The sequence below is a fragment of the Pseudomonas sp. Irchel 3H7 genome, from assembly GCF_900187605.1.
Taxonomy (GTDB): Bacteria; Pseudomonadota; Gammaproteobacteria; order Pseudomonadales; family Pseudomonadaceae; genus Aquipseudomonas.
The window spans coordinates 139,760-163,330 of record NZ_FYEA01000001.1 but is presented as its reverse complement, the minus strand read 5'-3'; the positions used below and the strand labels follow the sequence as shown (position 1 = coordinate 163,330).

Here is a 23,571-nt window from a genome sequence, read left to right as displayed (position 1 = left end):
AATGGGTTTATCTCATATAGCGCTGCGTCAAAAGAGCGCAGCCTTCGACAGCTCCTACATTGATAGACGCGTGAAGTCGGCAAATGTTTAAGTCTGCTCAATAATCAAACTGGCCCCCTGATTGCGCACGTTACCGACGGCTTTGCCGACTTTGTACCACTCGAACACTTCACTGCCTTCACCTTCGAACAGCAACATTTGCTCAGCGCGTTCAACGGGTGTCGCCGGGTCGAGCCATTCGCGCACCAACTCTGCGCGGAATACCACCGGTCGGCGATCGTGGACGTCGAGCAGGCCGCCGGCGGCGTCGGCGGTGATAATCACGAAACCGTCGTCATCCCGGGCCGCCGTTTCGGTTGTCGGAAATTGTCCGATGGCGGCGCAGAAAACCGCTGCATGATCCGCGCGACGAATCAGCCAGGGTTGCCGGGTTTTGTCGCCGCTGTCGACCCATTCAAACCAGTTGTCCACGGGCACAATCAAGCGATGTCGCCAGATCGCCCGGAAGAACGGACCATGGGCGACTTTCTCGACCCGGGCATTGATGGGGGGCGGGCGATCCTTGGCCCAATGCGGGCGCCAGCCCCAGCGCAGATTGTCGGCCTGCAGGTGCCGTCCTTGTTGATGCAGGACGGCCAGCGCGGTGGTCGGCGCCGCGTTATAGCGATCAAGCGGCGCATCGCCAACGTGATTGATCAACGCGTCGGGAATGCTCAGCACCGCGACGAAGTCATGAATGCCACGGTACTGCGAGAGTCTTCCGCACATGGGCTGAATCTCCGGTTGGAGATTTCAGCTTAGTCGCTGGCGCCTTGGCCGGTGAACGTGTCGCGCCAGCTCAGCCAGCGGCGTTCGAGCATGGCCAGCAAGCCGTCGCTGAGTTTACCGAGCAAGGCGAGCACGATGATCGCAGCCAGCACGATGTCCGGCCGCGAGGTTTCCCGGCCGTCACTGAGCAGATAGCCCAGGCCCTTGGTGGCCGCGATCAACTCTGCTGCCACGAGAAACATCCACGCCAGACTCATGCCGCTGCGCAACCCGGTGAACAGGCCGGGCAGGGCAGCGGGCAGCAATATTCGTCGCACCAGTTGCAAGCGGCTGAAGCCATAGATGCGGCCGACTTCCACCAGTTTGCGATCAATGTTGCGAATGGCCGCGACCACGTTGACGTACACCGGAAAGAACGCGCCGATAGCGATCAAGACAATTTTCGAGGTCTCGTCGATGCCCAGCCACAACAGCAGCAGCGGCACCCAGGCCAGGCTCGGAATGGAACGCAGCGCTGCAAAAGTCGGTTCCAGATAGGCCTCTGCTTCGCGGCTCAAACCGACCCAGGCAGCAAACGCCAGCGCGAGACTGGCGCCAATGGCAAAACCCAGCAACACGCGAATCAGGCTGGCGCCGATGTGTTTCCACAGTGCGCCTTCAGCGAGGTCGGTGAGGGTCAGGGCGATCTCGCTCGGCGCCGGCATCTGGTAGGACGGCAACCAACCGATGCGTACGATAATTTCCAGGGCGATGATGATCAGCAGCGGCACGGCCAAGCCTTTGAAACGGCGCTGCCACGCCGGACTGAAACCCGCCGGGCGCTGGCGCGACACGGCAAGTGGCGCGGGCAAGTCTTTGCTGTGAGTGGTCATGGTTGAGCTCCGCTCACGACACATCCGCGACAGCAGCGGATGTGTCGTGAGACTGATCGATTACTGGTGGGCGACGGCTTGCTGCACGCCGCTGTCGAGCAATTGATCGATGACTTGATCGACATTCACCCCACGGCGCACCAGTTCCTCGGAGACCAGAATCGGCGCCGCTGCCTTGGAGGCACTGATGTCCTGTTGGGTCAGTTGCGGGCTGCTCAGATCGGTACGCGACAGTTGCAGCTTGGCTACGTCCAGTGGCAAGCCGGACTCTTTGGCGAGAAGGGCGGCGAACTCATCGGGATTTTTCAGCGCCCAGTCGCGGGCCTGTTCGTAGGCTTTGATCACGGTGTCGATGGTTTGCGGATGTTCTTTGGCGTATTGCTCGGTGACGCTGACCACGCCGTAACTGTTGAACGCCGGGTTGCGATAAAGCAGGCGCGAACCGGCCTGGACCTGACTGGCGGCCATGTGCGGATCGAGTCCGGCCCAGGCGTCAACATCGCCCTTTTCCAGCGCAGTGCGACCATCCGGGTGTTGCAGGTGGACCAGTTCCACGTCGTCTTTTTTCAGCCCGGCCTGTTGCAGGCTACGCAGGGTGAACAGATACGGGTCGGTACCTTTGGTGGCGGCGATCTTTTTGCCCTTGAGGTCGGCGATGGTCTGATATGGCGAGTCCTTGCGCACCACCAATGCTGTCCATTCGGCACGGCTGTAAACGTAGACCGATTTGATCGGGCTGCCGTTGGCGCGGCTCAGCACCGCGGCGAGGCTGGCGCTGGAAGCGAAATCCACGCCGCCACTGTTGAGGTATTCCAGCGAGCGGTTGCTGCCCTGGCTCAGTACCCAGCTGACCTTGGTCTGCGGCAAGGCTTTTTCGAGGAAGCCGAAGTGCTTGAGCACCAGGCTGACTGGCGAGTAATAGGCGTAGTCGAGATGCACTTCTGCCGGCGCGGTTTCAGCCGCGTGGGCGAGCGGTTGCAGGCTCAGTACCATGGCGCTGGCAGCCAGCAGGGTTTTGAGTCGAGGAAAGAACGATGTCATGGGGCGCTCCGGCAAAGGCACAGATTTCTTATGTCCAAAAAGATATTTTTATCGAATGCTTCCTGCATGAATGGAATATTGCAGGCTCTGTGCCATGTACTTGAAAGCGCCGTTTTAAAAGGGCTTGAGGGGATGTTGCAGGATTCCAGCTGTTGCTTGAGCAACACTGTGATTCGTCACTGTTGCCAAGCAAACAGCCGTGATCAACGGTGATGAGCTTATGCGTTAATCGAATTTCAAAACCAGGCAATAACAGCGTTATGGTCTATGCAGTTTCCCTTTGCAGGTCAGCCCATGAAGCTTTCTCGTTTCCTGCGCAGTGCGCTAATCACCGCACTGTTTGCCTCGCCGCTTTCCCATGCAGATGAGCCATTGGTCCTGCATGTCGGCGATCAGAACTACTACAACATCCGTGCCTCGGTGGAGGCCTCCGGCGTGTTGAAAGACGCGCCTTATACCGTCGACTGGAAACACTTCCAGGCCGCTGCACCTTTGGCGGAAGCCTTGCAAACCGGCTCGCTGGATCTGGGCTTTTTGGGCGATTCCGGTTTTCTGTTTCTGGCCGCCAAGCAGGCGCCGGTAAAGCTGATCGGCGTTTCGCGGCAAAACCCGGACACCATCGCGCTGCTGGTGCCGAAGGATTCGCCGGTAAAAACCATCGCCGACCTGAAGGGCAAGAAAGTTGCCTACTGGCCCGGCGCCTGGAGTCAGCAGTTGACCTTGCGCGCCCTGGAGCAGGGTGGTCTGCCGGAAAACTACGTCGAGTTCGTCAAGTTGATGCCGATTGATGCCGCCGCAGCCCTGCCACAGGGCAGCATCGACGCCTTCCCGGTGTGGGAACCGTACATTTCCCAGCAGATCGTGTTCTCCGGCGCGCGGCCGATCCTGACCGCAAAAAATCTGATGCCGGGGCTCAGTGCAATCGCTGCGTCGACGCCGTCGATCGACAGCAAACGTGCGGCCATTGCGGATTTTCTCGGTCGTTTGAAACAGGCACGGGCGTGGGTTGATAGTCATACGGATGAGTACGCCGATCTGTGGGCGAAGAAAGCCAATCTCGATCAGCAGGTGTCGCGCCACTGGTTACGTCAGGCGCACATGACGGTGGGACCGGTCGATACGCAAGCGGCGACGGACCTGCAAAGCACCGCCGACTTCCTGTTCAAAGTCAAAGCGCTGCCGGCACCGTTGGCCACCGCCGGGATTATCGACACGTCTTTTCAACAGGCATTGGCGCACTGAGCGAGCGCCGGAACCAAACCCTGTGTACCTTATCCAACCTCCGCTCGCGTATCGGAGCGCAAGGATGGATAAGGGCGAGGGAGTTTTGCCAATCGACAACATGACGGCCGTCGCCGTGCTCAAGGCAAAACATGACATCCGGATTCAAGATTCTCTGTGCTGCGCTCATCGCCCTCGGGTTGGCCGGTTGTATCGCCGCCCCGATAGAAATGACTGCGCAAACCGAATCACGCCTGAAAACCCAGGCACCGGTGCGCTTTCTGTTGACGTTTGACGATGGCCCCAGTGCATCCAGTTTCTGGAATCCGTCGGCGACGGTGCTCGACAGCCTCAAGGACAATCCGCTGTTGCCGAATATCAAAGCGGTGTTCTTCGTGCAGACGCGCGCGCCACGAGCGGGCAACAGTGACATCGGTCGCGCCATCATGCGGCGTGAGCATGACGAGGGGCACATACTGGCGTTTCACACGGCCACCCACTGGCACACCAATCATCGCTTGCTCGACCCGCAAGAACTCGAAGAGTCACTGACCAACGGCACGGCTGATATCGCAGCCATCACCGGGGCGCCGCCGACGTTGCTGCGCCCGCCGTTCTGGAATTACGACAAACGCACCTTCGCCGCCTATCAACAGCACGGTTTGCACGTGTTGCTGACGGATTTAAGTGCCAACGACGGCAAGATCTGGGGCTTCAATGCCAGCCCCCGGCGTCGGGCAAACATGCTGCGGCAGTTATCGGAAGTCCGTGAACGTATTGCCCTCGGCGAGTTGCCGACTGTGGACGGGGTGATTCCGGTGGTGGTGACGTTTCATGATCTCAACCGCTATACCGCGCGGCACACGCGCGAATACCTGCAGATTCTGCTCGATAGCGCCGCCGCGACAGGCGTGAAGCTGGCGGACAAGCCTTTCTACGATGATCACGCCGAACTGGAGAAAGCTGCGCTGGCGCGTACCGTGGATAAAAGCTCGGAGCCAGTGAATTTGCCGGGAATGTGGAACTGGATTTGGGATCACGATGCGCACTGAGGGCAGGGTGGAAAGTTGTGATCGGGTTGGCATTTTTGTACCGGGCGGGTCACACATTGCTCATCTATGCTCAACCAGTCGATCGACCCGCCTGCGAGGCGTTCACTCATGCTTGCCATTGACGATATCTGCCGGATTGTCGAATCCGGCTTTCCTGCGTTCAAGTGCGATTGCATTCCGAGTTCGCAAGGCCTTTTGCAAATCAAGGTGTACGAGCCGGACAGCGGACGCGTCGAATTACTGTTGAATGGCGTTTCCCCGGAGCACCTCGTCACGATCCGTGACATTTCCAATTTCATCGGTGAATTACGCACCGAAATGAGCGCTGGTCGTCGAGCCTTCGCCGGCTAATGCCTCATAAACGCCGTTGGAACGCTTGAACGATGCGCAGCGTCGCCTCGCTGGTGTGCAGATTGCGCACTGAATCCAGCGGATGCCAGATGCAATCGATGATCTCGTTTTGCGGGCGCACTTGCTCAAAGTCCGACACGGACGCCTCGTAGACATGGTGCTGCGTGCTGCCGCTGTGCAGTTCCATCAGGTACAGCACAGCGTCAGCATCCAGGCCGGTTTCTTCCTGTAATTCACGTACGGCGGCCTGCGCTCGCGTTTCTCCGGGCTCGACCTTGCCACCGGGCAATGTCCAGCGGCAGTGGGGTTTGCGTACCAGGAGAACGTGGCGATCCTGCTCGCATATAACGGTTGCGCGTACTTTCATCTGTTACCTGTTTACCGCTTGTCACAAAATAGAAATAAAACTGCAATATTTGAGCCGAAGCCTGCGGCAAAGGTTTCATTGAAGTTTGGAGCGTTCGCAGCGGCGAAAAGTGCCGACACCGTGACTGTCGCGGCTTGCGACACTCGGTCGGTATTTCGTGCGAATCAAGGTGTAAGGTAAAAGCGTGAAGCTGGATCTGACCGTTAGCAAAAAATGGAGGTGTCCATGAGCATGCCGATGTTGAACAAGATGCACATGAACGGCTATGACGTGCTTAGCGTGAACAATGGCCCATGGCGGGTTTGTACTCAGGGCGATCGGCTGGCGTCGTTTGGCAGCCGGGAGGAAGCGCTGGCCTACGCCGCCGCCCTGCCTGGCTACAAAAAACGCTCGGCGCGCGCGCAAAGTCACAAAACCCACTGACAGGCTGGCTGTAATGAAAGAGCCCCGGCAATTGTCGGGGCTTCTGTTTTTTGGGGGGAGAGTGGCTTAGTGGACCTTGGTCCGGCTGATGGCGCGGGCTTTCACTTCCCTGGCATAGAGTTGCAGCCGTTCTTCATCGCTTTGCAGCACCTCACAGGATCTCAGCACGCTTTGCGCATCTGCCTCATTGCCGGATTTGCGCAGTTGTTCTGCGATACGTTTCAGGTCGACCGCCGACCATCTCAAGTCCGATGCAACGCTTTGCAGGTCGCGTTGAAGTTCGTGTTCGTATTCATTGAGCCGCATGATCACCTCCAGAACATTCTCGGTAGAAAAGAGTAGTCGCATTTTTCGTCGATGGGCAAAGCCTGTTCGTCAGCACGCTGAACGGTTGTGAAAAGTTGTGCAGATTGCGCCGAGGGCGCGGTGCCACGATGGATGTAGCGCCGCTTACACGCTACATTCACTTTTTTTCAGATCAGGAATACACCATGCGGATATGGATCGGGAGTCTGGCGTTGACCCTGTTGGCAGGCTGCTCGTTGCCGGCGTCGCTGGTGCCGGGTGAGCCGAATATCAGCAAAACCAGCGCCAAGTCGCCCAAAGACTATGCTGCGTGTTTATTACCGTTGTGGCAGAAGGATGTAGCCAAGACTTATCAGACATCGATTTCCAACGGCTACCGCATCACCGCGCCGAGCATCATCACGGCGGACGAGATTCTCGACATCGTCAAATACAAGGACGGCAGCCGGGTTTCGTTGTATCAGGGCCCGCCGTGGGCCAAGTCCGGGTCGTTGCGCCAATCGGTGCGTGACTGCCTGTAACGACGCCTGCAGGGGCAAAAAAAGCAGAAGCCGTATCGTCGGTTTCTGCTTTTTTTTGGCTGCCTGGAGGCTGAAAGGTGTGGATTTGATTCGCGAAATGAACGGTGACAGTTGCGCACGAAGGGTTTTTTCCGTGTGCACTAGGCTTTTGAGGGGCGGTCGATAGTCAGATCGGCCGGTCTTTCAAGGAGTCGCGGATCATGGATGATCTGGTCAAAGAAGTTATCCCGTTGTTGCAGTACTTGATTCCCGGGTTTTTGTCGGCGTGGATTTTTTATTCGCTGACGGCGTTCAAGCGACCCGATACGTTCGGGCAGATTGTGCAGGCGCTGATTTTCACGTTTGTGATTCAGGGCGCGGTATTGGGGATTGGGGCAATTTGTCTGTGGGTGGGTTCGAAAGGCTTTTCTGTAGGGAAATGGGATGCTCGGGCGGAGGCATTGTGGGCATTTATTGTTTCAGTATGTCTCGCCGGGCTTTTCTGTTATCTGGCTTCAAACGGGGTGTTGCATGTGTGGCTACGCAAGCGACACCTGACACGCAAAAGCTCCCATCCTAGCGAGTGGTACAGCGCCTTTGAGCGACAGGATCGCCTTGTCACTTTGCAACTGAATGACGAGAGGCGATTGTTTGGCTGGCCTTTGGAGTGGCCCTCCGGTCCCTCGGAAGGACAATTCATCTTGCTGAATCCACAATGGCTTGGCGATGGTGGCGAGGTGCTCACTTTTGGCGCCGAATTAATGGTGATAGATTCCTCGAAAGTTCAGTGGGTCGAATTCAATTCTGTCGAGGAGGTTGTTTCATGAGCGCCAAAGCACCCAATCCCATGCCACCTCACGTGGCGCGTCTCTTCGTGGGGCCAGACGGCAAGCCATTGGCAAAACCGCTAGTCAAAGGGCCAAGTGCGCCTCCACCGCCAAAGCGCTGATCAGCACCGTCATCCTTTCACCCCCAACCCTCAGCCACCGCCCGGCGAATCGCTTCCAGCAACATCGCAAACGCCGGGTTGTCGTTGTTCTCCCGCCAGATCAGATGCAGCTCGCTCTGCACCCCTTCGCCCAAATCGATATCGCGAAACACTACATTCTTGAACACCACACTGGTGGCGCAACGCGGCACCAGCGCCAGGCCCATGCCCGCATTGACCAGTGCCAGTATCGTCAGCGACGACCCCAGCCACTGCACATAATCCGGCGCAACCCGCGCTGAGCGCAGCATGCCGGTCAGCAATTCGTTGAACGGCGGATAAGCAGCGTGTGAATACATCAGGAACGGTTGTTTATCCAGGTCACTGACCGCCACTTCAGCCGCCGTCGCCAAGGGATGACCGCTCGGCACTGCCAGCACAAACGGCTCGCGCACCAGGCACTCGGTGGCATACCCCGGCTCCAATAATGGCGCACGGGCGATGCCCAGATCGATGCGGCGCGCGCGCAGGGCTTCGTGTTGCTGGTACGTGTTCATTTCCGTCAGATCGATTTTCACCTGCGGCTGTTTCAGTCGCGCCTCGGCGATCACCTTGGGCAGAAACTCATACACCGCGCTGCCGACAAAACTGATGTTCACCGAACCAATGTCGCCTTCGGCAAACCGCCGGGCGGTGACTGCCGCTTGCTGCGCGCGTTCCAGCAGGTTCTGGGCTTCGATGAAAAAAGCACGGCCGGCGGCGGTCAGCGCGACGCTGCGGGTGCTGCGGGTGAACAGCTCGACGCCGAGGTGATGTTCGAGCAACTGGATCTGCCGGCTCAGCGGCGGCTGCGTCATGTTCAGCCGTTCGGCGGCGCGGCGAAAGTTGAGTTCGGTAGCGACGGTGGTGAAGCAGCGCAGTTGGGTCAGTTCGAACATTGATCTAATCCGGGTATCAATCGAATGCCAAGTTAGATTAGACGGGATCAATGACCCCGTCCATGATCGGCTCAACGCTTCACGCCATCCCTAAAAAAACAAGATCGGGAGTCGCCTTTGAAAACCCTCCAGAGTCCGCTGGACGTCACGGTGCTCGCCCGTGCCGCCGCCAAGGTCAAGCGCCACGTGCTGCCGCTGTTCGTGGTGATGTTCATCGTCAACTACATCGATCGGGTCAACATCGGTTTCGTGCGCAGTCACATGGAAACCGATCTGGGCATCGGCGCGGCGGCTTACGGCCTCGGCGCCGGATTGTTCTTCGTTGGCTATGCGCTGTTCGAAGTGCCGTCCAACATGCTTCTGCAACGTTACGGCGCGCGAGTCTGGCTGACGCGGATCATGTTCACCTGGGGCGCTGCCGCCATGGCCATGGCCTTCGTCAAAGGTGAAACCAGTTTCTATGTGCTGCGCTTTATTCTTGGTGCGGCCGAGGCGGGGTTCTTTCCGGGGATCATTTATTACTTCACCCAGTGGCTGCCGGCTTCCGAGCGCGGCAAGACCATGGCAGTGTTTCTCAGCGGTTCGGCGATTGCTTCGGTGATCTCCGGCCCGGTGTCCGGTGCGCTGCTGCATATCAGCGGTCTGGGCCTGCATGGCTGGCAGTGGATGTTCCTGATCGAAGGCGCGGCGTCGGTGGTGCTATGCGCATTCGTATGGTTCTGGCTGCAATCGCATCCGCGTCAGGCCAAGTGGTTGAGCGAAGAGGAACGCGAAGCGCTGGTGGCGGCGATTGCCGAGGAGCAGCGCGCTCGTGAGGCGGTACAGGTAGCCAAGCCGTCGATGTTCAAGTTGTTGGCGGACCGGCAGATTGCGCTGTTCTGCTTCATCTACTTTTCCATTGCCCTGACCATTTACGGCGCGACGTTCTGGCTGCCGAGCATGATCAAGAAAATGGGCAATCTCGGCGACTTTCAGGTTGGCCTGCTTAATTCGATCCCATGGATCATTTCGATTGTCGCCATGTACGGTTTTGCGGCGATGGCCGGCAAGTGGAAATTCCAGCAGGCGTGGGTGGCGTTGACGCTGGTGATCGCGGCGATCGGCATGTTCATGTCGACCATTGGCGGGCCGATCTTCGCCTTCGTTGCCATCTGTTTCGCCGCCATCGGCTTCAAGGCTGCGTCGGCGTTGTTCTGGCCGATTCCGCAAAGCTATCTGGATGCGCGTATCGCCGCTGCGGTGATCGCGCTGATCAACTCCATCGGCAACCTCGGCGGCTTCGTTGCGCCGACGGCGTTCGGCTTCCTCGAAGAAACCACTGGCTCCATCGAGGGCGGACTATATGGCTTGGCGGCGACGTCGCTGATCGCTGCGGTGGTGATCTTTTTCGCCCGCACCGCGCCGGGTGCCAAGGGTAAATCCCTGGCAAAGCCCCATGACGAGACCGCCGTTGTTGTGACGGCCAGCCCGGCCGCGAGCCATTGAATTGATTGTTGATCTGTCAGGAGCGTTATCTTGAAAATCACCCGCGTAACTGTGACCCCGATTGCCTTCCGTGATCCGCCGCTGCTCAACGCCAGCGGCATTCATGAACCCTTCGCCTTGCGCTCGATCATCGAGATCGAAAGCGACAACGGCTACATCGGCCTTGGCGAAAGTTATGGCGATGCCCCGGCGCTGGCGATCCAGCAGCAATTGCAGGCGCAACTGATCGGCCTCGACCCGTTCAATCTCAACCAGTTGCGCGCCATCGTCCAGGCGACCGTTGCCGCGAACAAACCTGCCAGTCTCGCCGGTGCCGAACTGGCCCCCGGTTCCCACGCCAGTAAAGCGGTGAGCAATGCCTATTCGGCGTTCGAAGTGGCTTTCCTCGATTTGCAGGCGCATTACCTGAATGTGCCGCTGGTGGACCTGCTCGGCGGCGCGATTCGCGATGAGGTACCGTTCAGCGCCTATCTGTTCTTCAAGTACGCGCAGCATGTCGATTCGCCCTATAAACCGGACAACTGGGGCGAAGCACTCAGCGAACAACAGATTGTTGCGCAAGCTGCGCGGATGATCGAGGCGTACGGCTTCAAGAGCATCAAGCTCAAGGCCGGTACGTTGCCGCCGGAGCATGAAGTGGCGTGCATCAAGGCGCTGAAAAAAGCCTTTCCCGGCTACCCGCTGCGCATCGATCCGAATGGCAACTGGTCACTGGAAACCTCGATTCGCATGGCCGAATTGCTCGGCGATGATCTGCAATATTACGAAGACCCGACCCCTGGCCTCGACGGCATGGCCGAACTGCACAAACGCACGGGTCTGCCGCTGGCGACCAACATGGTGGTCACCGATTTCGCCGAGTTCCGTCGCAGCGTTGCGCAGAACAGCGTGCAGATCGTCCTTGCTGACCATCATTACTGGGGCGGCCTGCGCGACACGCAAACGCTGGCGAAGATGTGCGATGTATTCGGCGTTGGCGTGTCGATGCATTCCAATTCGCACCTGGGCATCAGCCTGATGGCGATGGCGCATGTCGCGGCGGCGGTGCCGAATCTGGATTACGCCTGTGACACCCATTACCCGTGGCAGGAACCGGACGAAGAAGTGATCAAGGGCGGCAAACTGCCGATTGTCGATGGCTGCGTGAAGATCACCCGGGCGCCGGGGCTTGGGCTGGAACTGGACCATGATCAGTTGGGCAAGCTGCATGATCAGTACCTGACGTGCGGGATTCGCCAGCGTGATGATGTGCGGCAGATGCAGCGTTACAAGCCGGATTGGAGGGCGATCAAGCCGAGATTTTGAGGTGCCTGAATTGACGCCATCGCGAGCAGGCTCACTCCTACAGGGAAACGCATTCCAACTGTAGGAGTGAGCCTGCTCGCGATTGGCGTCCTCATGGTTACAACGTTTCTAGCAGCCAATCCCGAAACGCTTTCAGCGACGGCAAATTCTCATTGCGCGGCGGATACACCAGGTAATAGCTGCGTCGACTGGTAATCGGCTCACCCAGTTGCAGCAACTCACCGCTGAGCAACTCATCCTCAACCAGAATTCGCGGCACCAGCCCCACGCCAATATTGGCCCGCACCGCTTGAATCAAGTGCGAGGTCATTTCAAAACTCGGGCCGATGCGCATGCTGCGGTGCGGCAAGCCGTGATGACTGAACCACTCCGCCCAGGCCTGAGCATTGCTGCTGACATTGAGCAGCAGTTGCCCGGCGATGTGCTGTTGGGCGTCATCGCGTTCGGCGTCGGACAACTGCGCACTGGCGATCACTACCAATTCTTCGGTATGCAGGGGCAGGGCAGTCAATCCCGGCCAGTCCCCGCCGCCAACACAGATCGCCGCATCGATTTCGCTGGTATCGAAGTCGATTGCTTCGATCCGCGAATGCAAATGCACGGTCATGCCCGGATGCGCGGTGTAGAAATCCTTCAGCCGTGGCAGCAACCATTTCGAGCCGAAGGTCGGCAGCGTCGCCAGACGCAAACTGTGAATGCCCGAACCAAATGCCATGGCCTGCAACGTCGCGCTGCGAATCTGCCCGAGCGCTTCGGCGAGTTCGCGTTGATACATCCGTCCGACATCGGTCAGTACCACTTGCCGGCCTTCGCGGCTGAACAAACGCATGCCGAGCATTTTCTCGAGAATCTGCACCTGGCGGCTGACCGCACTCTGCGTCAGCGACAGTTCATGAGCGGCGCGGGTGTAGCTTTCATGGCGCGCGGCGGCCTCGAAAGCCAGCAATAACGACATGGAAGGGGTGAGCGTGCGCGGATTCATTCGTAAAAGTCATCAATAGCGGGTCGAATTTACGGTTGTCCCGGCGTTCGCCAGCAATGAACATGGGCACCATGAGATGGCGGAGCCTGACGCAATCATTCGTTGCGTACAACTGTTCACCGCCACACGGCCCGATTTGACCGAGATAACCTGACCGATGATTGCCCAGCTGTCCCCCGCCAAAGCCCTGACCAGCGATTACCAACAGTTCCTCAACACCCTGAAGAACAGCGGCTTTCGCGGTGAAATCAGCGCCGATTACGCCAGCCGCGTGGTGCTGGCGACCGACAACTCGATCTATCAGCGCCTGCCGCAAGCCGCGGTGTTTCCGATGGATGCCGATGACGTGGCACGGGTCGCACGACTGATCGCCGAACCGGCGTACCAGCAAGTGGTGATCACCCCTCGCGGCGGTGGCACCGGCACCAACGGCCAATCGCTGACCGATGGCATCGTCGTCGACCTCTCGCGGCACATGAACCGCATCCTCGAAATCAATGTTGAGGAGCGCTGGGTGCGCGTGCAGGCCGGGGTGGTCAAGGATCAGCTCAACGCTGCGCTGAAATCCGCCGGGCTGTTTTTCGCCCCGGAACTGTCGACCTCCAACCGCGCCACCGTCGGCGGCATGATCAACACCGACGCCAGCGGTCAGGGCAGTTGCACCTACGGCAAGACCCGCGACCATGTGCTCGAACTCGATATGGTCCTGCGCGGTGGCGAGCGCCTGCACGGTTTGCCCCTTGAGGAAACTGAGCTTGAAGCGCTGTGTGCCCGCGACGATCGCGTCGGTGAAGCCTACCGCTGTGCCCGGCAAATCATTGATGAGCAGGGTGAACTGATCAAAGAGCGTTTCCCCGATCTCAACCGCTGCCTGACAGGTTATGACCTCGCGCACCTGCGTGAGGCGGATAACCGTTTCAACCTCAACAGCGTGCTGTGCGGTGCTGAAGGCTCGCTGGGGTTTGTCGTCGAGGCGCGGCTGAATGTGTTGCCGATCCCCAAACACACGATGTTGGTGAACATCCGCTACGCCGGGTTCATGGACGCGTTGCGCGACGCCCGCGCCTTGATGGCGCTCAAACCGTTGTCGATCGAAACCGTTGACTCGAAAGTCTTGCTACTGGCGATGCAGGACATCGTCTGGCACGGCGTCGCCGAGTATTTCCCGGAAAGCGCCGAGCGCCCGACCCTGGGCATCAATCTGGTGGAGTTCTGCGGCGACGATCCGGAGGATTTGCAGCGCCGGGTCGAAGCATTCGTCGAACACTTGAGCAGCGACCGCACGGTTGAGCGTTTGGGCCACACGCTGGCGGTCGGCCATGCGGCGGTAAACAAGGTTTACGGCATGCGCAAACGTGCGGTGGGCCTGCTCGGCAACGTCGCCGGTGAAGCGCGCCCGCAGCCGTTTGTCGAAGACACCGCTGTACCGCCGCAACATCTGGCTGAGTACATCGCAGAACTGCGCGACCTGCTCGACAGCCACGGTTTGCAGTACGGCATGTTCGGTCACGTCGACGCGGGCGTGCTGCACGTGCGGCCGATTCTCGACATGAAAGACCCGCAGCAAGCGGCGCTGGTGCGTCCGGTATCCGACGGCGTTGCGGCACTGACCCAACGTTACGGCGGCCTGTTGTGGGGCGAGCATGGCAAAGGCTTGCGCTCGGAATACGCGCCGGCATTTTTCGGTGAGCTGTATCCGGCCCTGCAAGCCTTGAAAGCCGCGTTCGACCCGTTCAACCAGTTCAACCCGGGCAAAATTGCCACCCCGGCCAACACCGGCGCGGCGCTGCTGAAAATCGACGAAGTGACTTTGCGCGGTGAACTGGATCGGCAGATCGACGAAAAAGTCTGGCAGGACTACGGCGCCGCCATGCATTGCAACGGCAATGGCGCCTGCTACAACTTCGACCCTGACGATGCGATGTGCCCGTCGTGGAAAGCCACCCGCGAGCGTGCGCAATCGCCCAAGGGCCGCGCCTCGTTGATTCGCGAGTGGCTGCGTTTGCAGGGCGAGGCGGGTGTCGACGTGTTGTCCGATGCCATTCGCAAGCCTGCCTTTTTCAGCACCTTGTGGCAGCGCTGGCGCAACAGCCGTACGCAGTCCGCAGACTTCTCCCACGAAGTCTACGACGCCATGGCCGGCTGCCTGGCGTGCAAATCCTGCGCAGGGCAGTGCCCCGTGAAGGTCAATGTGCCGGAGTTTCGTTCGCGCTTTCTCGAGCTGTATCACAGCCGTTATCTGCGTCCGGCGCGCGATTATCTGATTGCTTCGCTGGAGTACAGCATTCCGTACATGGCGCGGATTCCGGCGCTGTACAACGGATTGATGGGCGCTTCATTTGTTCGCAGCAGCTTGGAACGGGTCGGCGGCATGATCGACGTGCCGTTGCTCAGTCGTTTTGATTTCCATGCGGCGATGCGCCGTTGGCAGGTGCAACCGGCGACGGTGTCGACTCTGTCGGCGCTGACCGAGGCGCAACGCGTGCGCAGCGTGGTCATCGTGCAGGACGCCTTTACGCGCTACTTCGAAGCGCCGCTGTTGGCCGATCTGGTCGAGCTGATTTCGCGCCTTGGCTATCAGGTGTATCTCGCACCGTTCAGCGCCAACGGCAAGCCATTGCATGTGCAGGGCTTCCTCTCGGCGTTCAACCGCGCGGCAGTGCGCAATGCCCGACAGTTGCGCGAATTGGCCGATGTGGGCGTGCCGTTGTTGGGCCTCGATCCGGCGATGACGCTGGTGTATCGCCAGGAATACCTGAAAGTCCCCGGTATGCAGCAATGCCCGGAAGTGGCGCTGGTGCAGGAGTGGTTGCTCAAGGTGATGCCGGAGCAGGCGGCGCAGGATAAAACCGTAACGTTCCGACTGCTCGCCCATTGCACCGAGAAAACCAACGCCCCGGCCGCGACCCGTCAGTGGGAGCAGGTGTTCGAACGCGCTGGTTTGCAGCTGGCCACACAATCCACCGGTTGCTGCGGCATGTCCGGCACTTACGGCCACGAGGCGCGCAATCGCCAGACCTCGGCGGTGATCTACGAGCAGTCGTGGGCCCGTCAGGTCGACGCGCCGGCGGAGCAGGGCGAAGCACTGGCGACCGGTTATTCGTGCCGCAGTCAGGTCAAGCGCCAGTCGGATCAGGCACTGCGTCATCCGTTGCAGGTGTTGCTTGAGGTTCAGCGTCGCTGAGGGTGTCGCCCGTGTCCTTGTCCCAGATCAGGCGCGGATCGAAACTCATCGCCGCGAGCATGGTAAACACCACGACCAGGCCGAAAAACAGAATGCCCGGTCGTGGTTCGATATCGCCCAGCGCCTGAAACTTCACCAATGCTGCGACTAGCGCCACCACCAGCACGTCGAGCATCGACCAATAGCCGATCAGCTCGACGAAGCGGTACAGCTTCGAACGTTCTTTGCGCGCCCAGGCGCTGTCGCGTTGCACGGTCATCAACAGCAGCGTGAGGGCGACGAACTTGACTCCCGGCACGGCGATACTGGCGATGAAAATGATCAGGGCGATGTCCCACGCGCCGTGCTCCCAGAACTCCAGTACACCACTCATGATCGTGCTGTCGGCGCCGCTGCCGAGCATGGTGGTGTTCATCACCGGCAGCAGATTGGCCGGCACGTAAAACGCCAGCGCCGCGAGCATGTAGGCCCAGGTACGAGTCAGTGAGTTGGTCTTGCGTCGGTGCAGCGGCGCGTCGCAACGCGGGCACTCGTGCGGCTCGTCGGTCATGTCGCAGGCCAGTCCGCAGCTGTGGCACAAGCACAGATTGAGTTCGCTGGCGGTCGGTGGCCGTTTCATAAAATGTCCCAGAGGTCGCGGATGTCGCGGCCGGCAATCCTGATCATCATCAAGCTCAGCACGGCCAGCGCGAACAGGCCGATGCCGGGCAACACGTCGAGCAATCCGGCCAGTTTGAACACCGCCACCATCGCCCCCAGCAGGCACACTTCGAGCATGCTCCACGGCCGCAGGGTTTCCAGCCAGCGCATGCACAGCTTGAAGCCCGGCGCGCGTCGGGAGGACAACGCGAAGCTCAGCACCCAGACCAGCAGCACCAGTTGAAACGCCGGGGCAATGATGATCGAAATCGCCGCGACCATCGCCATGAAGGTGATCGGTCCCTGACTCAGCGCCAGCACCGAATCCCACAGCGTCGCACTGTTTTTCAGGCCTTTGAGGCTGATGCTCATCACCGGATAGAAGTTGGCGAACAGCCACAGCATCGCCGCCGTGAATGTCAGGGCCAAACGCTGTTCGACGCTCAGACCGTTGAAACGCTGGAGGACGCCGCCGCAGCGCACGCACAAGGTTTTCTGGTGTTTGGCCAGCACGGCTTTTTCGTACACGCAGTCGCAGTGCTCGCAAATGATCAGGTGTTCGGTGTTGACCATGGACAACGCTCGACAGCAGGCCGCAAGGGCAAGGGAGACCTGATCACTATAGAAGCCTGAGGCTATTGGGCAAATGGCGCGGCGCGATCAGCTGGTTTTTTTCCGAATATCACGGGCGATCCGGATTTGGATTTTGCTTTTTGATGTTATAAGGTAACGCAAATTTTAAGGGCTAGCCCTTGTGGCCCCTGTTGTTTTCCTTTCGATTGCGAAACGCTTATGACGATTGTGCTCCCTCGTTCTGCCCCATTGACCACTGGCCGGCTGCTGTCCATTGACGCCCTCAGAGGCTTGGTGATTCTGTTCATGCTGCTGGATCACGTGCGCGAAACCTTTTTGCTGCACCGCCAGGTCAGTGACCCGATGGACATTGCCAGCACCGAGCCGGCACTGTTTTTCAGCCGCACTCTGGCGCATCTGTGCGCGCCGGTGTTTGTCTTGCTGACCGGGTTGTCGGCGTGGTTGTTCGGTGAAAAGTACGCGGGCAAGGCCGATGTCAGTGCGTTTCTGTTCAAGCGCGGTCTGTTTCTGGTGGTGCTGGAATTCACGCTGGTGAACTTCGCATGGACGTTCCAGTTGCCGCCGAGCGTGATTTATCTGCAAGTGATCTGGGCGATCGGCTTGAGCATGATCGCCTTGTCGCTGCTGGTCTGGCTGCCGCGCTGGCTGTTGCTGACGTTGAGCCTGATGATCATTGCCGGGCACAACCTGCTCGACGCCGTGCATTTTCCAGTGGAGTCGGCGCTGCATGTGCCGTGGGCGATTTTGCATGATCGCGGCTGGATCGACGTTAGCGACAACCTGCGTTTGCGTACCTCCTATCCGTTGTTGCCATGGATCGGTGTGATCGGTCTCGGTTATGCGCTGGGGCCGTGGTTTGCTCGCGGCGTTGAAGCGGTATTTCGTCAACAGCACTTGCTGATTGCGGGTAGCGCCGGACTGCTGGGTTTTGTCGGGTTGCGGTTGATCAACGGTTATGGCGAGAAACCATGGGCCGTGGGTGACACGCTGCTGCAAACCCTGATGAGTTTTTTCAACATCACCAAGTACCCACCGTCGTTGCTGTTTATCGCACTGACGGTGAGCGTCGGGCTGTTGCTGCTACTGGCGTTCGAGCGGTTACAGGATCGTCGCTGGATTCGCTGGCTAACCGTTTTCGGTTCGGCACCGATGTTTTTCTACCTGCTGCATCTGTACGCGTTGAAGGTGTTGTACCTGATCGGCGTGGCCCTGTTCGGGCTGAATCAGGGCAGCTATTTCGGTTTTTCGTCCGTCTCGGCGATCTGGCTGGCGGCCGTTTTTCTGGCGATTGCGCTGTTCCCGGCGGTGCGCTGGTTCTCGGCGTTGAAGGCCCGTCGCCGCGACATCGCCTGGCTGAAGTACCTCTAAGCGCTAGTGCCGGTTGCGCACGAAGTCGATAAACGCCTTCAGCGCCGCCGGCACATGACGGCGGCTCGGGTAGTACAGGTGCAGACCTGGATAGTACGGGCACCAGTCAGCCAGTACTTGCAGCAGCCGCCCGCTGGCCAGGTGTTCGCTGACCATGTCTTCGAACACATAAGCCAGACCAAGCCCTTGCAGCGCGGGCCCGACCATCAGGCTGACATCGCCGAGGGTCAGCGGGCCGTTGACTTCGATTTCCTGGGCAATGCCACCGCGCTCAAGCTCCCAGCGGTACATCGAACCGCTGGGGTAGCGGTGGCGGATGCACGGCAGTCCGTGCAGGTCATCAGGCTTTTGTGGCGCCGCGTGGCGTTGGAAAAACGCCGGTGAACCGACCACCACTGAACGCATTGTCGGGCCAATCGGCAGCGACACCATGTCGGCCTCCAGGCGATCGCCGAAGCGCACCCCGGCATCGAATCCATTGGCGACGATATCCAGCAGCGCATCGCTCTCGACCACTTCCAGACGAATGTCCGGATACACCTGCAAAAACTCACTGGCAATCGGCAGCAACACCAATTCGCAGGCTTGCCGCCCGCAGGTGATGCGCAAATTACCCGAGGGTTTGTCGCGGAAATGGTTGAGGTCTTCCAGCGCATCGTCGATGTCGCGAAAGGCCGGTTTCAATCGCGCGTACAGGCGCTCGCCAGCCTCGGTCAACGCCACGCTGCGGGTGGTGCGATTGAACAGACGCACGCCCAGGCGATTTTCCAGCGCCTTCACTGAATGGCTAAGAGCGGAGGGGCTCAGGCCGAGTTCGATGGCCGCTTTGCTGAAGTTCAGGTGCTGCGCGGTGCACAGGAAAACGCTGAGATCCGCCGCCGAAGGTGATTTCATCTGTGAATGCCTTTCACAAAGTCATGCAAAATTGTTGGGATTATCGCATCAGTAGCATGGCTTTAAAGTCGCTTCAACTTATCAAACAGGCCCGGCACCCATGTCAGGGTTTCTAACAGGAGAAGTTGTTATGCGTACCTGGTTCATTACTGGCGCTTCCCGTGGTTTTGGCATTCTCATCGCCGAGCAGGCCTTGCGTTCCGGTGACGCGGTCATCGCTACCGCGCGCAACCCGCAAGACATCACTGACCGCCTCGGCGAGCAACCGAACCTGCTGGCGGTGCGCCTCGACGTCACCCGCGAGGAAGAAGCGCACCAAGCGGTTGCTGAAGGAATCAAGCGTTTTGGCCGTATCGATGTGCTGATCAACAACGCCGGTTTTGGTGTGCTCGGCGCCGTCGAAGAAACCAGCGCCAGCGAGACCGAGCGCTTGTTCGCGACCAATGTGTTCGGCCTGCTCAACGTCACCCGCGCGGTGTTGCCGCATATGCGGGCGCAACGCAGTGGTCGGGTGATCAACATCTCGTCGATCGGTGGTTATCAGGCGTACATGGGCTGGGGCGTTTACGGCTCGACCAAATTTGCCGTCGAAGGCATCACCGAAGCATTGCATCAGGAACTGGCTCCGCTGGGCATTCAAACCACGGTGGTCGAGCCGGGCTTCTTCCGCACGGATTTCCTTGATGAGCAGTCCCTGATCAAAACCCGGCTTGAGCTGGCGGACTATGACGAAACCGTTGGCAAGATGCGTGCGTTCGCCGAGGCGGCCAATCATGCACAACCGGGTGATCCGCTGAAGTTTGCCGAGGCGATGCTGGCGCTGGTCAATGCACCGACCCCGCCGCAACGCCTGGCGCTGGGCAGTGACACGGTGGCGCGGATCGAGGCGAAGAATCGGTTGGTGGCGCAGGAGTTGGCCGAGTGGAATGAGCTGGCGCTGTCTACCGATTTCGCTAACTGAACGCCGGAGCTGTGAGAGCGAGGCTGCTCGCTCTCATCTTTTTCGTGCGCAAACTTCGGTGGATTTTTCTGTGTATTTCGCGCCTTATTCGCTGCGCAGCGCAGCTTTGTGATTTCTCAAAGGATGGAACGAATGATTTCTATGACTCAGCCGCACGGAGCGCGCGACAAGTTGCTCATACTCGCGGCCGTGTGCCTCTCGGCTCTGGTCCTGCCCCTCAGTTTTACCGGCGGTGCGGTGGCGACACCGGCCATTGGTCGCGATCTGGGCGGCAGCCCGGTGGCGCTGACCTGGATCACCAACGCGTTCATGTTGACGTTCGGCAGTTTGCTGATGGCCGCCGGCGCATTGGCTGATGTTTACGGACGCAAACGCCTGTTCACCTTCGGCATGTTGCTGTTCACCGCTGCCTCGTTTGCGCAGAGTCTGGCGCCGTCGGTGTTCTGGCTGGATGTGTTGCGCGCCGTACAAGGTGTGGCTGGGGCGGCGGCGCTGGCCAGCGGTTCGGCGGCGTTGGCGCAAGAGTTCGAAGGGCATGCCCGGACTCGCGCTTACAGCGTGCTTGGCACGACGTTCGGCATTGGTCTGGCCTTCGGGCCGTTGGTGGCGGGTGCGCTGATCGAGGCTTTCAACTGGCGGGCGATTTTTGTCTTTACCGCGTTGATCGGCATGATTGCGATGGTCTTCGGTCTGCCGCGCATGCGCGAAACCCGCGACCCCGATGCCAAGGGGCTGGACTGGCCGGGCACGCTGCTATTCAGCGCAATGCTGGCGTTGTTCACGTTTGGCCTGATCCAGGCGCCGGACAGTGGTTGGGACAGTCCTTTGGTGATCACTTTATTAGGCGCTTCCGCGTTGTTGCTGGCAGCTTTTGTGATCGTCGAAACGCGTGTCGAACGGCCGATGCTCGATCTGACTCTGTTCCGTTATCCGCGATTCATTGGCGTGCAGATGCTGCCGATCGGCACCTGTTTCTGCTACATCGTGCTGGTGGTGATGTTGCCGCTGCGCTTCATCGGCGTTGAGGGCTTGAGCGAGATCGATGCCGGTCTGCTGCTACTGGCGTTGTCCGCACCGATGCTGGTGGTGCCGATGCTGGCGGCCTCGCTGGCGCGTTTTGTTTCCGCTGGCATCTTGTCTGGCGCGGGGTTCCTGATTGCTGCCGTGGGCCTGCATTGGCTGAGTCTGTACAACGTCGGTGACGCGAAATTTGCGCTGGTGGTGCCGATGCTGCTGATCGGCATTGGCGCCGGTTTGCCGTGGGGGCTGATGGATGGTTTGTCGGTCAGTGTCGTGCCAAAAGAGCGCGCAGGCATGGCGGCGGGCATCTTCAGCACTGTGCGAGTGGCGGGTGAGGGAATTGCATTGGCGATTGTCGCGGCGGTGCTGGCGTCATTGCTGCACGCTGATCTGTCGGGTGCCGTACACGCGGTGACAGGCAGTGCCGAGGCGTCGCTGATTGCCGAGACCGCGCACCGGGTGACCACCGGCGATATGGCGCATGCGATCAATACCGTGCCAGGTCTGGCCAACGAACGTCTGGTGCAAGGGTATGCTGCGGCGTTTCAGTATTTGCTGCACATCCTGACGGTGATTACCCTCGCATCGGCGGCGGTGGTGCTGGGGTTGTTAAGCAAGGATCGCAGCATCGCCGAGCCACAACAGGCTGCCGCATAAACTCAATGTGGGAGCGAGCCTGCTCGCGAAAGCGGACTATCAGTTGGCATAAATATCGACTGATGCACCGCGTTCGCTGGCAAGCCAGCTCCCACAGGGTTCCAGGGTGTCTGCAGCATCAGTGGTTACACCGCAGTCATTGTGGGAGCTGGCTTGCCAGCGATGGGGCCGCTGCATTCAGCATCTTCATCGCTTGATGTACCGCTATCGCGAGCAGGCTCACTCCCACAGGGTTTTCCGGTGTCTGGATTATTTGCGATCCAGCCAAACGGTCTGGGCGTTGCAGAACTCGCGTACGCCGAAGTGCGACAGTTCACGACCGAAACCGCTCTTCTTCACGCCGCCAAAAGTCACGCGCGGGTCGCTGGCGGAGTAACCGTTGATGAATACGCCGCCGGTGTCCAGTTCGCTGGTCAGTTGCTGGGCCAGTGCCACGTTGGCGGTGTAAATGGTCGCGGTCAGGCCGAACTCGCTGTCGTTGGCCAAGGCCACGGCATGCGCGCAATCGCGGGCGGTGATGATCGAAGCGACCGGGCCGAACAGTTCCTGTTTGAACGAGGTCATGCGGTCGGTGACATCGGCCAGTACGGTCGGCTCGTAGTAGTTGCCCGGGCCTTCTGGCTTGCCGCCGCCGAGCAGCAAGGTGGCGCCTTCTTCCAGGGTGTCGCGCACTTGCTGGTCGAGTTCATCACGCAGGTCGAAACGCGCCATCGGGCCGATGTAGGTCTCGGCGGACAATGGATCGCCGACCTTCAACTTACGCGTAGCCTCGACGAACTTGCGGGTAAATTCCTCGACCACACCTTCTTCGATGATCAGGCGTTTTGCGGCGGCGCAAACCTGGCCGGAGTTCTGGTAGCGACCGATCACAGCGGCTTGCACTGCTTCATCCAGATCGGCGTCGTTGAGCACGATAAACGGATCGGAGCCGCCGAGTTCCAGCACGCATTTTTTCAATGCGGCACCGGCCTGAGCGCCGATGGCCATGCCGGCACGTACGCTGCCGGTCAGGGTCACGGCGGCAATGCGCGGGTCAGCGATGGCCGTGGAAACGCCTTCCGGAGTGACGTTGATCACCTCAAAAACACCTTCGGCGAAACCGGCGCGGGTGAAGGCATCGCGCAACAGATAGGCGCTGCCCATCACGTTCGGCGCATGTTTGAGCACGTAAGTGTTGCCGGCGATCAACGCCGGAACGGCACCGCGCAGCACTTGCCAGATCGGGAAGTTCCACGGCATGACCGCGAGGATCGGGCCGAGCGGACGGTACTCGATGCGCGCCTTGCCGCCTTCAACCTGGGTCGGCTCAGCGTCGAGCATCGCCGGGCCATTCTCGGCGTACCACTCGCAGAGCTTGGCGCATTTTTCGATTTCGCCACGGGCCTGAGCAATGGGCTTGCCCATTTCCTGAGTGATCATCGTCGCCATGGCATCGCTGGTTTCACGCAGCGCAGCGGCCAGCGCGGTCAACAAGCGCGAGCGATCCTGCAACGGCTTGCGCTTCCATTTGCCGAAGCCGAAAGCTGCGCGGGTCAGCGCGGCGTCGAGGGCGGCGGCGGATTCAAACGCGTAGTGGCCGATCTGCTCGCCGGTGGCGGGGTTGATCGAGATGGCGTGGGTCTGGCTGGAAATCTGGCTCATGGCTTCGTCCTGCATGTTCGTCGGATGAGCCTAGAGTAGGGTGGTGTTTGTTTTCTGGAAACTGAATAATAAAG

23 protein-coding genes are annotated in these 23,571 nt (G+C 59.6%); 12 read left to right on the top strand and 11 right to left on the bottom strand.

Translation table 11 applies throughout. From position 1 onward, the window contains the following. Positions 1 to 87 precede the first annotated feature (87 nt). From CKW38_RS00700 to CKW38_RS00690, 3 genes are read right to left on the bottom strand one after another with little or no spacing between them, the layout of a single operon-like run. Positions 88 to 768, bottom strand: a complete 681-nt coding sequence (locus CKW38_RS00700; protein WP_007910787.1) for an SOS response-associated peptidase — start codon at positions 766 to 768, stop codon at positions 88 to 90. 29 nt (positions 769 to 797) lie between these two features. Further along, positions 798 to 1,640: an ABC transporter permease gene (locus CKW38_RS00695; RefSeq protein ID WP_095111505.1), complete on the bottom strand. Its 843-nt coding sequence runs from the start codon at positions 1,638 to 1,640 to the stop codon at positions 798 to 800. Between the two features lie 60 nt (positions 1,641 to 1,700). Continuing rightward, a complete protein-coding gene (locus tag CKW38_RS00690; protein WP_007910797.1) occupies positions 1,701 to 2,681 on the bottom strand; it encodes an aliphatic sulfonate ABC transporter substrate-binding protein in 981 nt (326 codons plus the stop codon). A 294-nt stretch (positions 2,682 to 2,975) separates the two neighbouring features. Between CKW38_RS00690 and CKW38_RS00685 the strand changes: the two genes are divergently transcribed. The 3 genes from CKW38_RS00685 (at position 2,976) to CKW38_RS00675 (ending at position 5,305) form a co-directional block, all read left to right on the top strand. Next, on the top strand, positions 2,976 to 3,923 hold the full coding sequence (locus CKW38_RS00685; protein WP_095111504.1) for an ABC transporter substrate-binding protein: 948 nt from the start codon (positions 2,976 to 2,978) through the stop codon (positions 3,921 to 3,923). Positions 3,924 to 4,054: 131 nt separating this feature from the next. Continuing rightward, positions 4,055 to 4,954 (top strand): polysaccharide deacetylase family protein, encoded by a 900-nt coding sequence (locus tag CKW38_RS00680; RefSeq protein WP_095111503.1) that lies wholly within the window; start codon positions 4,055 to 4,057, stop codon positions 4,952 to 4,954. Between the two features lie 108 nt (positions 4,955 to 5,062). After that, a complete protein-coding gene (locus CKW38_RS00675) occupies positions 5,063 to 5,305 on the top strand; it encodes a DUF1652 domain-containing protein (protein ID WP_007910802.1) in 243 nt (80 codons plus the stop codon). A gap of 4 nt (positions 5,306 to 5,309) precedes the next feature. Here the strand turns inward: CKW38_RS00675 and CKW38_RS00670 are convergent, their stop codons facing one another. Continuing rightward, the gene (locus tag CKW38_RS00670) at positions 5,310 to 5,672 is read right to left on the bottom strand and encodes an NUDIX hydrolase (RefSeq protein ID WP_095111502.1); all 363 of its coding nucleotides are present in this window, start codon (positions 5,670 to 5,672) and stop codon (positions 5,310 to 5,312) included. Between the two features lie 225 nt (positions 5,673 to 5,897). On the opposite strand from CKW38_RS00670, the gene CKW38_RS00665 reads away from it, so the two are divergent. Beyond that, entirely contained in the window at positions 5,898 to 6,095 is a 198-nt protein-coding gene (locus tag CKW38_RS00665; protein ID WP_007910804.1) for a hypothetical protein, read from the top strand. Positions 6,096 to 6,161: 66 nt separating this feature from the next. Here the strand turns inward: CKW38_RS00665 and CKW38_RS00660 are convergent, their stop codons facing one another. Continuing rightward, positions 6,162 to 6,401 carry a hypothetical protein gene (locus tag CKW38_RS00660; RefSeq protein WP_007910805.1) on the bottom strand — a complete coding sequence of 80 codons (240 nt, stop codon included), beginning with the start codon at positions 6,399 to 6,401 and terminating at the stop codon, positions 6,162 to 6,164. 185 nt (positions 6,402 to 6,586) lie between these two features. Here CKW38_RS00660 and CKW38_RS00655 point away from each other — a divergent pair, with 185 nt between their 5' ends. Further along, the gene (locus CKW38_RS00655) at positions 6,587 to 6,922 is read left to right on the top strand and encodes a hypothetical protein (protein WP_007910806.1); all 336 of its coding nucleotides are present in this window, start codon (positions 6,587 to 6,589) and stop codon (positions 6,920 to 6,922) included. 200 nt (positions 6,923 to 7,122) lie between these two features. Next, complete coding sequence (locus CKW38_RS00650; RefSeq protein ID WP_095111501.1) at positions 7,123 to 7,728, top strand: DUF6338 family protein; 606 nt, start codon at positions 7,123 to 7,125, stop codon at positions 7,726 to 7,728. Positions 7,729 to 7,867: 139 nt separating this feature from the next. Here the strand turns inward: CKW38_RS00650 and CKW38_RS00645 are convergent, their stop codons facing one another. Continuing rightward, entirely contained in the window at positions 7,868 to 8,767 is a 900-nt protein-coding gene (locus CKW38_RS00645) for a LysR substrate-binding domain-containing protein (protein ID WP_095111500.1), read from the bottom strand. Between the two features lie 117 nt (positions 8,768 to 8,884). Here CKW38_RS00645 and CKW38_RS00640 point away from each other — a divergent pair, with 117 nt between their 5' ends. Next, a complete protein-coding gene (locus CKW38_RS00640) occupies positions 8,885 to 10,252 on the top strand; it encodes an MFS transporter (RefSeq protein ID WP_095111499.1) in 1,368 nt (455 codons plus the stop codon). Positions 10,253 to 10,282: 30 nt separating this feature from the next. Next, entirely contained in the window at positions 10,283 to 11,557 is a 1,275-nt protein-coding gene (locus CKW38_RS00635; RefSeq protein ID WP_095111498.1) for a glucarate dehydratase family protein, read from the top strand. A gap of 97 nt (positions 11,558 to 11,654) precedes the next feature. Here CKW38_RS00635 and CKW38_RS00630 read toward each other — a convergent pair whose 3' ends face one another. Then, a complete protein-coding gene (locus tag CKW38_RS00630; RefSeq protein WP_095111497.1) occupies positions 11,655 to 12,539 on the bottom strand; it encodes a LysR substrate-binding domain-containing protein in 885 nt (294 codons plus the stop codon). Between the two features lie 157 nt (positions 12,540 to 12,696). Here CKW38_RS00630 and CKW38_RS00625 point away from each other — a divergent pair, with 157 nt between their 5' ends. After that, positions 12,697 to 15,723: an FAD-binding and (Fe-S)-binding domain-containing protein gene (locus CKW38_RS00625; RefSeq protein WP_095111496.1), complete on the top strand. Its 3,027-nt coding sequence runs from the start codon at positions 12,697 to 12,699 to the stop codon at positions 15,721 to 15,723. On the opposite strand, the gene CKW38_RS00620 is transcribed toward CKW38_RS00625, so the two are convergent. Both CKW38_RS00620 and CKW38_RS00615 read right to left on the bottom strand, forming a co-directional pair. After that, positions 15,656 to 16,342, bottom strand: a complete 687-nt coding sequence (locus tag CKW38_RS00620; protein ID WP_007910821.1) for a paraquat-inducible protein A — start codon at positions 16,340 to 16,342, stop codon at positions 15,656 to 15,658. The two genes, CKW38_RS00625 and CKW38_RS00620, sit on opposite strands and share 68 nt — an antisense overlap. Beyond that, a complete protein-coding gene (locus tag CKW38_RS00615; protein WP_007910822.1) occupies positions 16,339 to 16,935 on the bottom strand; it encodes a paraquat-inducible protein A in 597 nt (198 codons plus the stop codon). Before CKW38_RS00615 ends, CKW38_RS00620 begins: the two co-directional genes overlap by 4 nt. A gap of 219 nt (positions 16,936 to 17,154) precedes the next feature. Here CKW38_RS00615 and CKW38_RS00610 point away from each other — a divergent pair, with 219 nt between their 5' ends. Then, positions 17,155 to 18,324 carry a DUF1624 domain-containing protein gene (locus CKW38_RS00610; RefSeq protein ID WP_095111495.1) on the top strand — a complete coding sequence of 390 codons (1,170 nt, stop codon included), beginning with the start codon at positions 17,155 to 17,157 and terminating at the stop codon, positions 18,322 to 18,324. Between the two features lie 3 nt (positions 18,325 to 18,327). Here CKW38_RS00610 and CKW38_RS00605 read toward each other — a convergent pair whose 3' ends face one another. Next, a complete protein-coding gene (locus CKW38_RS00605; protein ID WP_095111494.1) occupies positions 18,328 to 19,218 on the bottom strand; it encodes a LysR family transcriptional regulator in 891 nt (296 codons plus the stop codon). A 130-nt stretch (positions 19,219 to 19,348) separates the two neighbouring features. Here CKW38_RS00605 and CKW38_RS00600 point away from each other — a divergent pair, with 130 nt between their 5' ends. Beyond that, positions 19,349 to 20,179: an oxidoreductase gene (locus CKW38_RS00600; RefSeq protein ID WP_095111493.1), complete on the top strand. Its 831-nt coding sequence runs from the start codon at positions 19,349 to 19,351 to the stop codon at positions 20,177 to 20,179. Positions 20,180 to 20,311: 132 nt separating this feature from the next. Continuing rightward, on the top strand, positions 20,312 to 21,856 hold the full coding sequence (locus CKW38_RS00595; RefSeq protein ID WP_095111492.1) for an MFS transporter: 1,545 nt from the start codon (positions 20,312 to 20,314) through the stop codon (positions 21,854 to 21,856). A 249-nt stretch (positions 21,857 to 22,105) separates the two neighbouring features. Here the strand turns inward: CKW38_RS00595 and CKW38_RS00590 are convergent, their stop codons facing one another. Next, positions 22,106 to 23,497 (bottom strand): aldehyde dehydrogenase family protein, encoded by a 1,392-nt coding sequence (locus CKW38_RS00590; protein WP_095111491.1) that lies wholly within the window; start codon positions 23,495 to 23,497, stop codon positions 22,106 to 22,108. Between the last annotated feature and the right edge of the window lie 74 nt (positions 23,498 to 23,571).